Here is a 15,262-nt window from a genome sequence, read left to right as displayed (position 1 = left end):
AGTTATCTAATGTAGTGATAACGCCTCAAAGGTTACGCCTAAAGGGGAGTAATGTAGTGTCGCCAATTTGACATTACAAATCATGGGTTTTGCTGTCAAAAGCAACCTGTAAATATTTTTGCAATAGGAAATGGGTCCAAAAATGCAAGAAGTTGTTGACGCTTCGCGTCTAGACACTGAACTTTCCGCTGATAGTGCAGCGTATATTGAAGAAATTTATGAGCAGTATTTAACGGCTCCAGATTCAGTTGGAGAAGATTGGCGTAAATACTTCGATAAATTTCCAAAAGGTGATCAACCACATAGTAATGTGCGCGAGCAATTTCTATTATTAGGTCGTAACTCAAATCGTATTCAGTCTGTTGTGCAAAGTACAGTGAGTTCTGAACATGGTCAGCGTCAAATTGGCGTGTTACAACTTATTGCTGCGTACCGTAACCGTGGTCATCAAAAAGCGAAGTTGGATCCATTAGGTTTGGCTAAACGTGAAGATGCTTATGACTTAGAATTAGGCGCTCATGGTTTAACTAAATCTGATTTAGATACAGTATTCAATACAGGTAACTTAGAGATTGGCAAGACTGAAGCTACTCTAGGTGAAATTGTTGATGCAATGGAAAAAATCTATTGCGGATCAATTGGTGTTGAATATATGCACATTGTGGACACCAAAGAGAAGCGTTGGATTCAACAACGTCTTGAAAGTGCACGTGGGCAATTCGGACTTAATGCGGATCAGAAAAAGCACGTTTTAGAACGCTTAACTGCTGCTGAAGGTTTAGAAAAATATTTAGGTAATAAATATGTTGGCGCTAAACGCTTTGGTGTAGAAGGCGGTGAGTCTTTCATTCCAATGGTAAACGAACTTATTCAACGTGCAGGTGCTGTAGGTTGTAAAGAAGTTGTTATTGGTATGCCACACCGTGGTCGTTTAAACCTTCTTGTTAACATCATGGGTAAAAACCCAGCTGACCTATTTGGTGAGTTCGAAGGTAAATCTCTTCATAAGAAAGGTTCTGGTGACGTTAAGTACCATCAAGGTTTCTCATCTAACGTAATGACTCCAGGTGGCGAAGTTCACTTAGCATTAGCGTTTAACCCATCACACTTAGAAATCGTTGGACCTGTAGTTGAAGGTTCTGTACGAGCTCGTCAAGTGCGTCGTAAAGATATTGGTGGTGATGATGTACTTCCAATTATCGTTCATGGTGATGCTGCATTTGCTGGTCAAGGCGTAAACCAAGAAACGTTCCAAATGTCACAAACTCGTGGTTTCACAGTAGGTGGTACAGTTCACATTGTTGTAAACAACCAAGTGGGCTTCACAACTTCAGATCCACGTGATGCGCGTTCTACAGAATACTGTACTGATATTGCAAAAATGATCCAAGCGCCGATCTTCCATGTAAATGGTGATGATCCTGAAGCTGTGATTTTTGTAACTCAATTGGCACATGATTTCCGTCATACATTCCGTAAAGATGTTGTGATTGATATGTTCTGCTACCGTCGTCGTGGTCATAACGAAGCGGATGAGCCAGCTGCAACTCAGCCAATGATGTATCAAGTGATCAACAAAAAAACGACGACTCGTACTTTGTATGCTGATCAATTGGTTCAAGAGAAAGTATTAGATCGTGAAACTGCTGATCAAATGATTGAAGATTATCGTGCTGATCTTGAAGCAGGTCGTCATGTTGCGAATGCATTGGTATTAGAACCAAATACAAAAATGTTTGTAGATTGGTCTCCATATGTAGGTCATGACTATACAGACGTTTGGGATACAACTTTCCCGATCGAGCGCTTAAAAGAACTTGGTACAAAAATGCGTGAGCTTCCAGAGGGCTTCGTAATGCAACGCCAAGTATCAAAAGTGATTGATGATCGTTTGAAAATGCAAACAGGCGAAATGCCTCTAAACTGGGGTGCTGCTGAAACTTTAGCTTATGCATCTATTTTAGATGAAGGTTTCTTGCTTCGTTTAACAGGTGAAGATGTTGGTCGTGGTACGTTCTCACACCGTCATGCAAAATTGCATAACCAAGTAGATGGTTCTACTTACATCCCACTTTGTAATTTAAAAGAAAACCAGCCACGTACTGCTATTTATGACTCATTATTGTCAGAAATGGCTGTACTTGCATTTGAATATGGTTATGCAACAACTCTTCCTAAGAGTTTGATCATTTGGGAAGCTCAGTTTGGTGACTTCGCTAACTGTGCACAAATGGTTATCGACCAATTCATTTCTTCTGGTGAAACGAAGTGGGAACGTGCATGTGGTTTAACAATGCTTCTTCCACATGGTTTTGAAGGTCAGGGTCCTGAGCATTCTTCAGCACGTTTAGAGCGTTTCTTACAGCTTTGTGCAGAAGACAACATGCAAGTGATTACACCGACTACACCAGCACAGATTTATCATGCTTTACGTCGTCAAGCACTTCGTCCAATTCGTAAACCGTTGATCGTGACTTCACCTAAGTCATTACTTCGTCACAAGTTAGCAACTTCTACTTTAGAAGAACTTGCAAATGGTTCATTCCAAACTGTGATTGATGAAATCGACAACATCAACAAAGCAGACGTAACTCGTTTAGTACTTTGTGGTGGTAAGGTTTACTACGACTTAGTTGAAAAACGTCGTGAAAAAGAATTGAACAATACAGCTATCGTTCGTATTGAACAGTTATATCCATACCCAGAAGCACGTCTTGCTGAAGTTCTAGCACAATATCCAAATGTGAAAGAACTTGTTTGGGCTCAAGAAGAGCCTAAAAACCAAGGTGCTTGGTTGTTCATTGCTCCTCGTTTATATGACGATGTAATGAATGCTGGTAAACAAGTACGTATTAGCTATGCGGGCCGTGAAGCATCTGCTGCACCAGCGTGTGGTTCACCATATTTACATGCAAAACAACAAGCTCAGCTCGTAAATGATGCTTTAGCGATCGTAGAATAATCAGGAGATTCTAAAATCATGGCAACCGAAATTAAAGCACCTGTATTCCCAGAATCAGTTGCGGATGGAACTATCGCAACTTGGCACAAACAACCAGGTGAAGCAGTATCACGTGACGAAGTAATCTGTGATATTGAAACAGATAAAGTTGTTTTAGAAGTTGTAGCTCCTGCTGATGGCACAATTGCATCTATCATCAAAGGCGAAGGCGATACTGTTCTTTCAAATGAAGTGATTGCTCAGTTTGAAGAAGGTGCTGTTTCTGGCGCTGCTCAAACTCAAGCAGTTCAATCTGAAGAGAAAGTAGAAGTTGCTGCATCTCAAACTCAAGCAGGTGCTGCACCTGTTGTTGAGCGTGCTCAAGCTGTTACAGATCAAGCTCCTGCAGTTCGTAAAGCATTAACAGAATCTGGTATTGCTGCTTCTGATGTTGCTGGTTCTGGTCGTGGTGGTCGCATCACTAAAGAAGATGTTGCAAATCATCAAACTAAACCTGCTGCTGCACCTTTAAGTGTTGCTGTTGGTGAGCGTATCGAAAAACGTGTTCCTATGACTCGTCTTCGTAAGCGTGTTGCTGAACGTCTTCTTGCTGCAACTCAAGAAACTGCAATGTTAACGACTTTTAACGAAGTTAACATGAAACCAATCATGGAAATGCGTGCTCAATATAAAGATGCTTTTGAAAAGCGTCACGGTGCACGTCTTGGCTTCATGTCATTCTTTGTTAAAGCTGCAACTGAAGCACTTAAACGCTACCCAGCTGTAAATGCTTCAATTGATGGCGAAGATATTGTTTATCACGGTTTCTATGACATTGGTGTAGCTGTTTCTTCTGAGCGTGGTTTAGTAGTTCCTGTATTACGTGATACAGATCGCATGAACTATGCTGAAGTTGAAAACGGTATCCGTGCTTACGCTGCGAAAGCACGTGATGGTAAATTGGGTATTGAAGATATGACTGGCGGTACTTTCACTATTACTAATGGTGGTACTTTCGGTTCATTATTATCTACTCCAATTTTGAACACACCACAAACTGCTATTTTGGGTATGCATAAAATCCAAGATCGTCCTATGGCAGTAAATGGTCAAGTAGAAATCTTGCCAATGATGTACTTGGCACTTTCTTATGACCACCGTTTAATCGATGGTAAAGAAGCTGTAGGTTTCCTTGTAGCAATCAAAGAATTGTTAGAAGAGCCAGCACGTCTTATCCTTGATCTATAATTTATAGTTCTTAAGAATAATCAAAACGAGTTCAGGGCGATCCTTTGAACTCGTTCTTGGAGATACAAATGTCTCAATTCGATTTAGTTGTAATCGGTGGTGGCCCAGGTGGCTACGAAGCAGCAATTCGTGCAGCTCAACTTGGTTTTAAAGTTGCGTGTATCGAAAAGCGTATTCATAAAGGTAAACCTTCTTTAGGTGGTACTTGCTTAAACGTAGGTTGTATCCCTTCTAAAGCTTTACTTGACTCTTCTCATCGTTATGAAGATACAGTTCATCATTTAGATGATCATGGTATTACGACTGGTGAAGTTAAGTTCGATCTTGCTAAACTTTTAGCGCGTAAAGACAAAATCGTTGACCAATTAACTGGCGGTATCGATCAGTTATTAAAAGGTAACGGTATTGAGTGGTTAAAAGGTACTGGTAAATTACTTGCTGGTAAAAAAGTTGAGTTTGTATCTCACGAAGGTGAAACTCAAATTTTAGAGCCTAAATACGTAATTCTTGCGACTGGTTCTGTACCTGTAAATATTCCAGTAGCTCCTGTAGATCAAGACATTATTGTTGATTCTACTGGTGCGTTAGAATTCCAAGAAGTGCCTAAGCGTTTAGGTGTTATTGGTGCTGGTGTTATTGGTCTTGAACTTGGTTCAGTTTGGCGTCGTCTTGGTGCAGAAGTTGTTGTATTTGAAGCAATGGATGCATTCTTACCAATGGCTGATAAAGCTTTGGCAAAAGACTACCAAAAGCTTTTAACTAAGCAAGGTTTAGATATTCGTGTTGGCGCTAAAGTTGCTGGTACAGAAGTTAACGGTTCTGAAGTAACTGTTAAGTACACGCAAGGTGGTGAAGACAAAACTCAAGTATTCGACAAGTTAATCGTATGTGTAGGCCGTCGTGCTTATGCTGAAGGTTTATTGGCGGATGATTGTGGTATTAAATTAACTGAACGTGGTTTAGTTGAAGTGAACGATTGGTGTGCTACTTCTGTTGAAGGCGTATATGCAATCGGTGACTTAGTACGTGGTCCAATGCTTGCTCATAAAGCAATGGAAGAAGGCGTAATGGCTGTTGAACGTATTCACGGCCATGCTGCTCAAGTTAACTACGACACAATTATTTCTGTAATTTACACACACCCTGAAGCGGCGTGGGTAGGCTTAACAGAAGAGCAAGCGAAAGAAAAAGGTCATGAAGTTAAAACTGGTCAATTCGGTTTTGCTGTAAATGGTCGCGCTTTAGCTGCTGGTGAAGGTGCTGGTTTCGTTAAGTTTGTTGCTGATGCAAAAACTGACCGTTTACTTGGTATGCACGTAATTGGACCTGCTGCGTCTGATATCGTTCACCAAGGTATGATCGCACTTGAATTTGTTTCATCTGTTGAAGATCTTCAATTGATGACGTTTGGTCACCCGACATTCTCTGAAGTAGTTCATGAAGCTGCTTTAGCGGTTGATGGTCGTGCCATTCATGCGATTCAGCGTAAACGTAAATAAATAAAAAGAGCGGCTTCGGCCGCTCTCTTTACATTTGGTGGTTGTTTTAACTTGAACAATCATCTAAAAATATAAAAATAAATTTTGATAAATGCTAATGCTTACTGCATAGCAGTATAAGTATTAGTGACCATAAAAACGTGAAAAGTAGTAAAAGGTAAATAATTAAATGAATCTACATGAGTATCAAGCAAAAGCTCTATTAAAAAAATATGGAATGCCTGTTCAAGAAGGCATTATTGCAACGAATGCAGAAGAAGCGGTTCAAGCATTTGAGAAACTCGGTGGTAAGTTTGCCGTAATGAAAGCTCAAGTACATGCAGGCGGACGTGGTAAAGCAGGTGGTGTTAAGGTTGTTAAATCTGCACAAGAAGCTCGTGATTATGCTTACAGTATTATTGGTACACGGCTTGTTACTTATCAAACAGATGCAGATGGTCAACCTGTAAATAGCGTACTTGTTGCAGAAGATGTATATCCTGTTGAGCGTGAATTATATCTTGGTGCTGTAGTTGATCGTTCAAGCCGTCGTGTGACTTTCATGGCATCAACCGAGGGTGGTGTTGAAATTGAGAAAGTTGCAGAAGAAACACCAGAAAAAATTATTAAAGTAGAAGTAGATCCTTTAGTTGGATTGTTGCCATTCCAAGCACGTGAAGTGGCTTTTGCACTAAATTTAAAAGATAAGCAAATTAATCAATTTGTAAAAATTATGACAGCAGCTTATCAAGCATTTATTGAAAATGATTTTGCATTGTTTGAAATTAACCCGCTTTCTGTTCGTGAAAATGGCGATATTTTATGTGTAGATGCCAAAGTAGGTATCGATTCAAATGCACTTTATCGTTTACCTGAAGTTTTAGCTTTACGTGATACATCGCAAGAAAATGAACGTGAACTTAAAGCATCTGAATTCGAGCTTAACTATGTTGCCCTAGAGGGTAATATTGGTTGTATGGTGAATGGTGCTGGTCTTGCTATGGCAACCATGGACATCATTAAATTATATGGTGGTCAACCTGCAAACTTCCTAGATGTTGGTGGTGGTGCAACGAAAGATCGTGTAATTGAAGCATTCAAAATTATTCTTGCAGATAGCTCTGTTCAAGGTGTTTTAATTAACATCTTTGGTGGTATTGTGCGTTGTGACATGATTGCTGAGGCAATTATTGCAGCGGTTCAAGAAGTAAATGTATCTGTTCCAGTTGTTGTTCGCCTTGAAGGTAACAATGCTGAACTTGGTGCAAAAATACTTGATGAATCAAGATTAAAACTAATTTCTGCAAATGGCCTAGCCGATGCTGCAGAAAAAATCGTTGCTGCAGTGAAAGCTTAAGGAGTATCAATCATGAGCGTATTAATTAATAAAGACACAAAGGTATTGGTACAAGGCTTTACTGGTAAAAATGGTACTTTCCATTCAGCTCAAGCTTTAGACTATGGCACAAAAGTAGTAGGTGGTGTAACACCAGGAAAAGGTGCTTCTGTTCATTTAGACCTTCCTGTTTTCAACACAATGAAAGATGCTGTACGTGAAACATCTGCCGATGCAACAGTAATTTATGTACCTGCTCCATTTGTTTTAGATTCAATTATTGAAGCTGTAGATTCAGGCGTGGAATTAATTGTTGTAATCACCGAAGGCGTGCCAACAATTGATATGTTAAAAGCAAAACGCTATATAGAAACTTATGGCAATAACACGCGTTTAATTGGTCCAAACTGTCCGGGTATTATTACTCCAGGCGAATGTAAGATTGGCATTATGCCGGGTCATATTCATCAACCTGGTAAAATTGGCATTATTTCACGTTCAGGTACTTTGACGTATGAAGCTGTTGCTCAAACGACGAAGCTTGGTTTAGGTCAATCTACATGTATTGGTATTGGTGGTGACCCAATTCCAGGTATGAACCAAATTGATTGCTTGAAATTATTCCAAGAAGATCCACAAACTGAAGCCATTATTATGATTGGTGAAATTGGTGGTTCTGCCGAAGAAGAAGCTGCTGAATACATTAAGTCCAATGTGACCAAACCTGTTGTTGGTTATATTGCAGGTGTAACAGCGCCTAAAGGCAAGCGTATGGGGCATGCTGGTGCAATTATTTCTGGTGGTAAAGGTACTGCTGAAGAAAAATTTGCAGCATTTGAAAAAGCAGGTATGGCTTATACACGTAGTCCAGCAGAGCTTGGTTCTACAATGTATCAAGTGCTGAAAGATAAAGGTTTAGTTTAATTTAAATTGTAAAAAAGCCCTCAATTGAGGGCTTTTTTACAGTCATTTTTCTGCTATTAATACATAAATAATTATATTGATGGATATTCACTAAATTTTAGACAAAAAAATACGCAATGGTTGGGGTACACATTGCGCAGAAAATCGAATCTGTTTTCACAGGTTCGGGGGTAACTATTGAAATTAAATATATGATTAATTTCGATAAGAGAATAATAATGTAGAAAATAGATTAGGTCTTTTACTCTATTGTGTGGCTGGTGTTAAGCCTTGTAATTAATGTTATTTTAGGTGACTACATCACGCTTTATGTATAAAAATCAAAAAAGCTCAAATATGAGCTTTTTTGTTCAAAAATTGCTTAGATATTAAAAGTGGAAAACACCTAAACCAGATTTAACTTCATCTAGAGTTTGTTGTGTAATGTCACGGCATTTGTCTGTACCAGATTTTAAAATATCCATGATGTAGTCAGGATCTTTCGCAAGCTCCATACGACGTTCACGAATTGGTGTAATTAATTCTTTAAGAACACCTTCCAAACGTTTTTTCACAGTACCATCGCCTAAACCACCACGACGATAATGTGCTTTAAGTTCTTCAACTTCTTCTTTGTTTGGATCGAAAGCATCTAAGTAAGTAAATACAACATTACCTTCTACTTGACCTGGATCTTCAACACGTAAGTGATTTGGATCTGTGTACATTGCATTAACCGCTTTCTTAATGTCTTTATCTGACGCATCTAACACAATGGTATTGCCTAAAGATTTAGACATTTTTGCTTTACCATCAAAGCCGGGTAAACGACCTACATTTGAAAGTAATGCTTGGCATTCTGGAAGTAAATCATGACCAATTTGACGGTTTAAACGACGAACAATTTCATTGGTTTGTTCAATCATTGGAATTTGGTCTTCACCAACAGGAACAACTGTTGCTTTAAATGCTGTGATGTCAGCCGCTTGAGCGACTGGATAGCATAAGAAACCTGCTGGAATATCACGCTCGAAGCCACGCATCTGAATTTCAGATTTAATTGTTGGATTACGTTCTAAACGCGATACCGTCACAAAGTTTAAATACAACATTGTGAGTTCATTTAAAGCAGGCAAGCTTGATTGAACACAAATTGTTGTTTTAGTCGGGTCAATGCCTACAGCCAAATAGTCTGTTGCTACTTCAATAATATTGCGACGAACTTTTTCAAAGTTATCTGCATTATCTGTAAATGCTTGAGCATCAGCCAATAAAAGATGTTGATGATGCGAATCTTGTAAACCTACGCGTGAACGTAAAGAACCTACAAAGTGACCTAAGTGAAGTTGGCCAGTAGGGCGGTCGCCAGTCAAAATCACTGGACGATTATCTTGATTACTCATTATGAATTCCAGAACAGTAGCCAGCGCTACTTAAATATACAAAGAATGCAGTTATTGTACGGTAATTTATTTTTTATTGTCAGCAAGATTAAATAGTGAAGTGGAAAAATAGGGAGATTTTTTACATATTAATGAATATCACTAGAACTTATTTTTAAATTGGAACATGACTTAAGGTGGAACTTTTATTTAGTTTCTTTGTTTATATAAATAGATTTTTCTTTTTTTAACGTAGTTATTAAATATAGAATATAGAAAACGCATAGGATAAGAAAAAATGGCGAGCAGTTTATTATTACTATTAGATGATATTGCCACTGTACTTGACGATGTTGCTGTTATGAGTAAAATGGCGGCGAAAAAAACCGCAGGTGTTTTGGGCGACGACTTAGCTTTAAATGCACAGCAGGTGAGTGGAGTAAAAGCAGACCGAGAGCTTCCTGTAGTTTGGGCTGTTGCAAAAGGTTCATTTGTAAATAAGCTGATTTTAGTTCCACTTGCATTATTAATTAGCGTATTTGCACCTTGGCTTATTAATCCGTTACTTATGATTGGTGGATTATTTTTGTGTTATGAAGGTGTGGAAAAGGTTTTACACTCTTTACATAAGAAGAAATCAGGTTCAAAGAATCATCTTGAAAATAAGTCTTTGGAAGATGTTGATATAACAGCGTATGAAAAAGATAAAATTAAAGGTGCAATTCGAACTGATTTTATTTTATCTGCGGAAATTGTGGTGATTTCATTGGGCACGGTAGCTGCTGCCACTTTTATGACTAAATTGAGTGTATTGGCTGTTATTGCAATAGGAATGACAGTAGGCGTTTATGGTTTGGTCGCAATGATTGTCAAAATTGATGATTTAGGTTTGTATTTGGTAGAGCAAGCATCATCACTAAAGCAAAGTATGGGTAGAGCTTTACTTGCTTTTGCACCAAAGCTGATGAAAACACTGACTATTGTAGGGACTATTGCAATGTTCTTAGTGGGTGGAGGAATAATTAATCATGCAATTCCACTATTTCACCATTGGACTGAAGATGCCGTAGATTATATGGAGCTTATTCCAAGTGTTGGAAATATTGTGGGTGCCGTTACACCAACCATGATTAATTTAGTGACAGGCTTTATTGCAGGATTAATTGTATTAGTGATTATTGCATTAGGACAAAAAGTTTTTTCAAAAGCAAAACAAGCATAATGAAATAGAGAACGCTAAAATAAAGCATATATAAAAAAGGATAAGACTATGCGCTGGAAAGGTCGTCGGGTAAGTAATAATATTGAAGATCGTCGTGGTGGCGGTGCAGGTAAAGCAGGCGGAATAAGTATTCTTGGCTTAGTTGTAGCCTTTGTTGCATGGAAGTTTTTTGGTGTAGATCCTCAACAAGCATATCAGGCGACTAAACAAGTTACAGCGCAAGTTCAACCTGCCGAAACAAGTGGCTTAAGTAATCCAACGCCAGATCAGCAAGAAGCAATGGAATTTGTTGGAACTGTTTTGGCAGATACAGAAGATACTTGGACTCAAGTGTTTCGTGATCAGCTTAATGCAGAATATCAGCCACCAAAACTTGTGATGTTCAATGGCGTTGTAAAATCTGGATGTGGTACAGCTCAGTCAGCAATGGGACCATTTTATTGCCCAAGTGATCGAAAAGTTTATATAGATACTTCTTTTTTTAAAGATATGAAGTCACAAATGGGTATTACGGGTGAGCAAAACCAAACTGAGTTATCACGGAAGGATCAAGCAGGTGATTTTGCACAGGCTTATGTGGTTGCACATGAAGTAGGGCACCATATTCAAACTTTATTGGGTATTTCAGAACAAGTTCATAAAGCACGTTCACAAGCGACAAAAGTTCAGGGAAATGAGCTTTCTGTGCGACAAGAATTACAAGCAGATTGTTTGTCTGGTATTTGGGCACATCATAATCAACAACGTACTCAATTTTTAGAGCAGGGCGATATTGAAGAAGCTATGGATGCTGCGCATAAAATTGGCGATGATTATTTACAGAAAAGTGCAACAGGGCAAGTTGTTCCAGATAGCTTTACACATGGCACAAGTGCACAGCGTATGAAGTGGTTTCAAACGGGTTTAAAAAGCGGAAACATGAACGATTGCGATACGTTTAATCAAAATATTTAAAGGTTAAAGATTTGATTAAAAGAAATGTATAAAAGGGAGTTCGCTCCCTTTTTTTGTTTATAAAGTATAAAAATTCTAAATGTAAAAATTTATGTTAAAAAACTTTAACAAATGAAAAAGCAATTAGAAAAAAATATTACACTATTAAAATAATAAATCCTGAAAGACTTTCTATTTAATATAGAAATATTAAGGGCACGTACTGTTGCAATATATGGAATACTGATGGGTAATTATTTTTTTCTCCAGATTTTTACGGTTATTTTTGCACTTTCAATCGCAACGACAATCTTTAACAAACGTGTTTTAGGTTTTCCTCAAGCGATAGGCGTTCCCTTAGTATCTGCAATTTTTGTCTTTATTTTACAATGGGGTGCAAGTTTATTGAGTGGTAATGAATTTATCACTATTAATATTCACAACATTGAAAATGCTGTTCGACATATCGATTTTTATGACTTTTTAATTAATGGCGTAATCTGCTTTATTTTGACGTCATCTGCCTTGAAATTTAAGGTTTCAGATTTAAGAAGTTATTGGAAACCTATTAGTATTCTTGCCAGTATTGCCTTAGTTTTATGTGCCGTATTTGTTGGCGTTTTACTTTATGGTTATCAAATTTTAGTGGGTAACCATGTCAATTTATTGGTGCTTTTACTGCTTGGTGCAGCTTTAGGTGCAACAGACCCAATTGGAATTAAAGGTGTTTTAAGCTCTGTTCGTGCGCCGCACCATCTTATGGTGAAGCTTGAAGGTGAGTCTTTGTTTAACGATGCAATGTGTATTGCATTGTTTATGACTTTATTGAATGTATTACAAGGCGAAAATTTCACAATTGTGGGTGTACTTGAAACACTACTTTATGAAATTGTTGTTGCTGTGATTATTGGTTGGGCATTTGGTTTAGGAATTTTACGCTTACTCCGTGGTAAGCATGAAATGGAGTCTTTAATTTTAACAACTGCGTTACTGGCTTGTGGTTCATATTTAGTCGCTTTGTTTGCACATGCATCTGCACCAATTGCATGTGTTATTGGTGGTTTAATTGTTGGTAATAAATGGAAAGAGATTCTACAAGATAGAGAAATTCGTGAAGTAAACCATTTTTGGCATACAGTTGAAGGCATTATTAATTCGTTCTTATTTACCTTAATTGGCTTAGAACTTTTCATTCTAGATTTAAGTGTAAGTTTAATTTTGGGTGGTATTGTTGCCTTTATTATTCTTCATGCTTCACGTTTTGCAGCGAATTTTTTATCATTTGCATTATTTCCAAGTTTAAAACATAAAAGTTATAACGGTAGTTTGGTCATTTTATCTTGGGGTGGGGTGCGTGGTGGTATTTCGCTTGCGTTAATTTTGGCGGTCGCTAATATTCCACAATTAAGTGAATATAGTAGTATTTTAATTGGCTACACATTTATTTCTGTGTTGTTGTCAGGTTTGGTTTGTGGTTTAGGTTTGCCTGCGGTAATGAATGCTTTTTATTACAACCCGAATGAAGAGAAAACAGGATTCAAAGGTTGGTATCAGCGTATGTGCCACAAAATGAATAAGAAAGGTTTTCAATATGTTGTGGAAGAAGACGAGCATGGTAATGAAATTATTAGCGTGTATAAGCCAGACAGTATTGTCGATCAGAAAACAGATGATGGTGTCGCGAAGCTTCATCATCCAGATAAATTACAAGAAGTTAAGCGCCTTGAAAGTCCAGAGAATTTCTAAACTATAATGCAAGATTATATACGTGAATTTTATGGAATTATTCAGTTAATTCCAAAAGGAAAAGTCGCAACCTATGGGCAAATTGCAAAGCTTGCAGGTTTGCCTAAACATGCACGACACGTGGGTTTTGCTTTAAAAAATATGGCGGATGATACAGCTGTACCCTGGCATAGAGTGATTAATTCTCAAGGGAAAATTAGCCTAAGCAAAGAAGATGGTCTTGGTGAAAATATTCAAATTTTAAAACTACAATCAGAAGGGGTTGTGGTGCTTAATGGCAAGGTGAATTTGAAGCTATTTCAATGGATTCTATAAATAAAAAAAGCTTCTTAAAAGAAGCTTTTTTTATTGGGAAGTGACTTATTTACGAACAATAAGTACAGGAACTTCGCCTTCAGCAAGAATGCTTTGTGCAACGCTACCAAGTACTAATTTTTTGAAACCTGTACGACCATGCGAACCAATCACAATGATGTCTGCTTTAGCTGCTTCAGCTGCTTTTACGATTTCACGTTGAATGACTTGACCTTCTAACAGTTGAGTTTCAACGGTTACGCCGTATTCAGCGAATTTAGCTTTCGCTTCATCTAAAGTTTTAAGTAAAGATGTGCGCGCACGCTCAATAAGTTCGTTTGTATGAGATGCAGTAATGTATTCAGCAGCAATATAAGGGTCTAAAGTAAGTACTTGCACAACAGTTACTTTACTATTAAATGCTTTTGCTAAATCTGCCGCTTTTTCAATTGCAGCATAAGATGTTTCTGAACCATCTACAGGGACTAAAATATTATTAAATGACATTTTATTACTCCTTATTTTTAAAACAATTGAATTACTTAAAACGTTAAGAATACTTCTTTATAACTTCATAATATATTGATTTATAAAAGAATAAAACCCACCAAAACACTTGGAATATAAAGCTAACTTTATGTATTTATTAATGAATATTTATAGGAATTGAACAATGGCAAAAAAGATTAAAATGTAAACATCTATATATTCTTTAGTCTTAGATTAATGAAAATGCCAATGTATGAATTGGCATTTTCATCCATGTAAAATTTGTTTTAGCTATTCTTTTGAAAAATGAGTTTATGTATATAAAAGCCTAAAATCATGGAAATAATAAAATACAGCCCTTCATAATGACCTAAACCAATTAAAGTTAAGCTTGGTGCAGGGCATATTCCTGCAACTCCCCAACCAATACCAAAAATTATGCTACCTAAAATAAGTGAGCGATCTATTTGTGTATTTTGTGGAAGTTGAATAGCTTCTTTAAATACTGTTTTGGGTGAGTTTTGTTTTATTGCTTTTTGAAATGGAATAAACGCAACGTATATTGCGCCCATCATCACAAAGGCAAGGCTTGCATCCCACTGTCCAAATAAATCTAAAAAGTCTAAAACCTTTTGTGGATTTGCCATGCCTGAAATCATTAAACCAAGCGAAAAAATGCCACCAAATATAAAAGCGAGAAGGTTTTTCATGCATTCGCTCCTAATAAATGGCGCGCTATATATACGGTTACAAAGCCTGCAAGCATAAAGCTAACAGTCGCAATTAATGAGCGTGGAGATAATCGACTTATACCGCAAATGCCATGTCCGCTTGTACAGCCTGAGCCTAAACGTGTGCCAAAGCCTACAAGTAAGCCTGCAATAATCATGCTGAATGGTGATGCTTGTATATTGATTTCAGGTTGTGTGAAAAGTGCATAGATAAATGGAACAACAATTAAGCCTGTTAAGAACCAAAATGCAGGGGAGTTTATAAAGTTTTTGATGTTGAGTGATTGTGCGAGTAAACCGCTAATGCCTGCTATGCGTCCATGCACGTATAAGTAGCCCACGGCAGATATGCCTAGTAGTGTTCCACCTAAAAATGAAATGATATATTCATGCATGAACATAGTCTTTTAAAAATATGATGGCTTATTATATGAAATTGCTTGTGGTAATAGGGAACTAAAAACTCAACTTGATAGATGTGGATTTTCTTTAATATTGTTAGATAAAAGTCCCTATTACTTTGAAATTTTTAAGTATATTGGTCTTAAAGTTTTTATAT

The 15,262-nt window shown here is 37.5% G+C and carries 13 protein-coding genes; 9 read left to right on the top strand and 4 right to left on the bottom strand.

The window, feature by feature from the left end; translation table 11 throughout:
* Window positions 1–142: 142 nt before the first annotated feature.
* The 5 genes from MZO21_RS09065 to sucD all read left to right on the top strand — a co-directional run bounded on the left by MZO21_RS09065 (window position 143) and on the right by sucD (window position 7,927).
* Complete coding sequence (locus MZO21_RS09065; RefSeq protein ID WP_154772324.1) at window positions 143–2,962, top strand: 2-oxoglutarate dehydrogenase E1 component; 2,820 nt, start codon at window positions 143–145, stop codon at window positions 2,960–2,962.
* A gap of 18 nt (window positions 2,963–2,980) precedes the next feature.
* Complete coding sequence (odhB, locus tag MZO21_RS09060) at window positions 2,981–4,189, top strand: 2-oxoglutarate dehydrogenase complex dihydrolipoyllysine-residue succinyltransferase (RefSeq protein WP_154772325.1); 1,209 nt, start codon at window positions 2,981–2,983, stop codon at window positions 4,187–4,189.
* A 68-nt stretch (window positions 4,190–4,257) separates the two neighbouring features.
* Window positions 4,258–5,688 carry a dihydrolipoyl dehydrogenase gene (gene lpdA, locus MZO21_RS09055; protein WP_154772326.1) on the top strand — a complete coding sequence of 477 codons (1,431 nt, stop codon included), beginning with the start codon at window positions 4,258–4,260 and terminating at the stop codon, window positions 5,686–5,688.
* A gap of 169 nt (window positions 5,689–5,857) precedes the next feature.
* The gene (gene sucC / locus MZO21_RS09050; protein WP_154772327.1) at window positions 5,858–7,024 is read left to right on the top strand and encodes an ADP-forming succinate--CoA ligase subunit beta; all 1,167 of its coding nucleotides are present in this window, start codon (window positions 5,858–5,860) and stop codon (window positions 7,022–7,024) included.
* A 12-nt stretch (window positions 7,025–7,036) separates the two neighbouring features.
* Window positions 7,037–7,927, top strand: coding sequence for a succinate--CoA ligase subunit alpha (gene sucD / locus MZO21_RS09045; RefSeq protein WP_154772328.1), 891 nt, complete (start codon window positions 7,037–7,039; stop codon window positions 7,925–7,927).
* 368 nt (window positions 7,928–8,295) lie between these two features.
* Here the strand turns inward: sucD and trpS are convergent, their stop codons facing one another.
* On the bottom strand, window positions 8,296–9,309 hold the full coding sequence (gene trpS, locus MZO21_RS09040; protein WP_154773243.1) for a tryptophan--tRNA ligase: 1,014 nt from the start codon (window positions 9,307–9,309) through the stop codon (window positions 8,296–8,298).
* Between the two features lie 277 nt (window positions 9,310–9,586).
* Between trpS and MZO21_RS09035 the strand changes: the two genes are divergently transcribed.
* From MZO21_RS09035 to MZO21_RS09020, 4 genes are all read left to right on the top strand, one after another.
* Entirely contained in the window at window positions 9,587–10,510 is a 924-nt protein-coding gene (locus MZO21_RS09035; protein WP_154773244.1) for a DUF808 domain-containing protein, read from the top strand.
* A 48-nt stretch (window positions 10,511–10,558) separates the two neighbouring features.
* Complete coding sequence (ypfJ, locus tag MZO21_RS09030) at window positions 10,559–11,464, top strand: KPN_02809 family neutral zinc metallopeptidase (protein WP_154773245.1); 906 nt, start codon at window positions 10,559–10,561, stop codon at window positions 11,462–11,464.
* 225 nt (window positions 11,465–11,689) lie between these two features.
* The gene (locus MZO21_RS09025; RefSeq protein ID WP_154773246.1) at window positions 11,690–13,189 is read left to right on the top strand and encodes a cation:proton antiporter; all 1,500 of its coding nucleotides are present in this window, start codon (window positions 11,690–11,692) and stop codon (window positions 13,187–13,189) included.
* A 6-nt stretch (window positions 13,190–13,195) separates the two neighbouring features.
* Window positions 13,196–13,504 carry an MGMT family protein gene (locus tag MZO21_RS09020; RefSeq protein WP_154773247.1) on the top strand — a complete coding sequence of 103 codons (309 nt, stop codon included), beginning with the start codon at window positions 13,196–13,198 and terminating at the stop codon, window positions 13,502–13,504.
* A gap of 45 nt (window positions 13,505–13,549) precedes the next feature.
* Here the strand turns inward: MZO21_RS09020 and MZO21_RS09015 are convergent, their stop codons facing one another.
* The 3 genes from MZO21_RS09015 to MZO21_RS09005 form a co-directional block, all read right to left on the bottom strand.
* A complete protein-coding gene (locus MZO21_RS09015) occupies window positions 13,550–13,990 on the bottom strand; it encodes a universal stress protein (RefSeq protein WP_154773248.1) in 441 nt (146 codons plus the stop codon).
* 269 nt (window positions 13,991–14,259) lie between these two features.
* Window positions 14,260–14,682: a DUF6691 family protein gene (locus MZO21_RS09010; RefSeq protein ID WP_154773249.1), complete on the bottom strand. Its 423-nt coding sequence runs from the start codon at window positions 14,680–14,682 to the stop codon at window positions 14,260–14,262.
* Window positions 14,679–15,098, bottom strand: a complete 420-nt coding sequence (locus MZO21_RS09005) for a YeeE/YedE family protein (protein ID WP_154773250.1) — start codon at window positions 15,096–15,098, stop codon at window positions 14,679–14,681. The genes MZO21_RS09010 and MZO21_RS09005 overlap by 4 nt, the downstream gene beginning before the upstream one ends.
* Between the last annotated feature and the right edge of the window lie 164 nt (window positions 15,099–15,262).

Source organism: Acinetobacter portensis (assembly GCF_023158935.1).
In the GTDB taxonomy this organism is placed as follows: Bacteria; Pseudomonadota; Gammaproteobacteria; order Pseudomonadales; family Moraxellaceae; genus Acinetobacter; species Acinetobacter faecalis.
The sequence above is the reverse complement of the archived record's forward strand: the minus strand, read 5'-3'. Positions and strand labels throughout refer to the sequence as shown.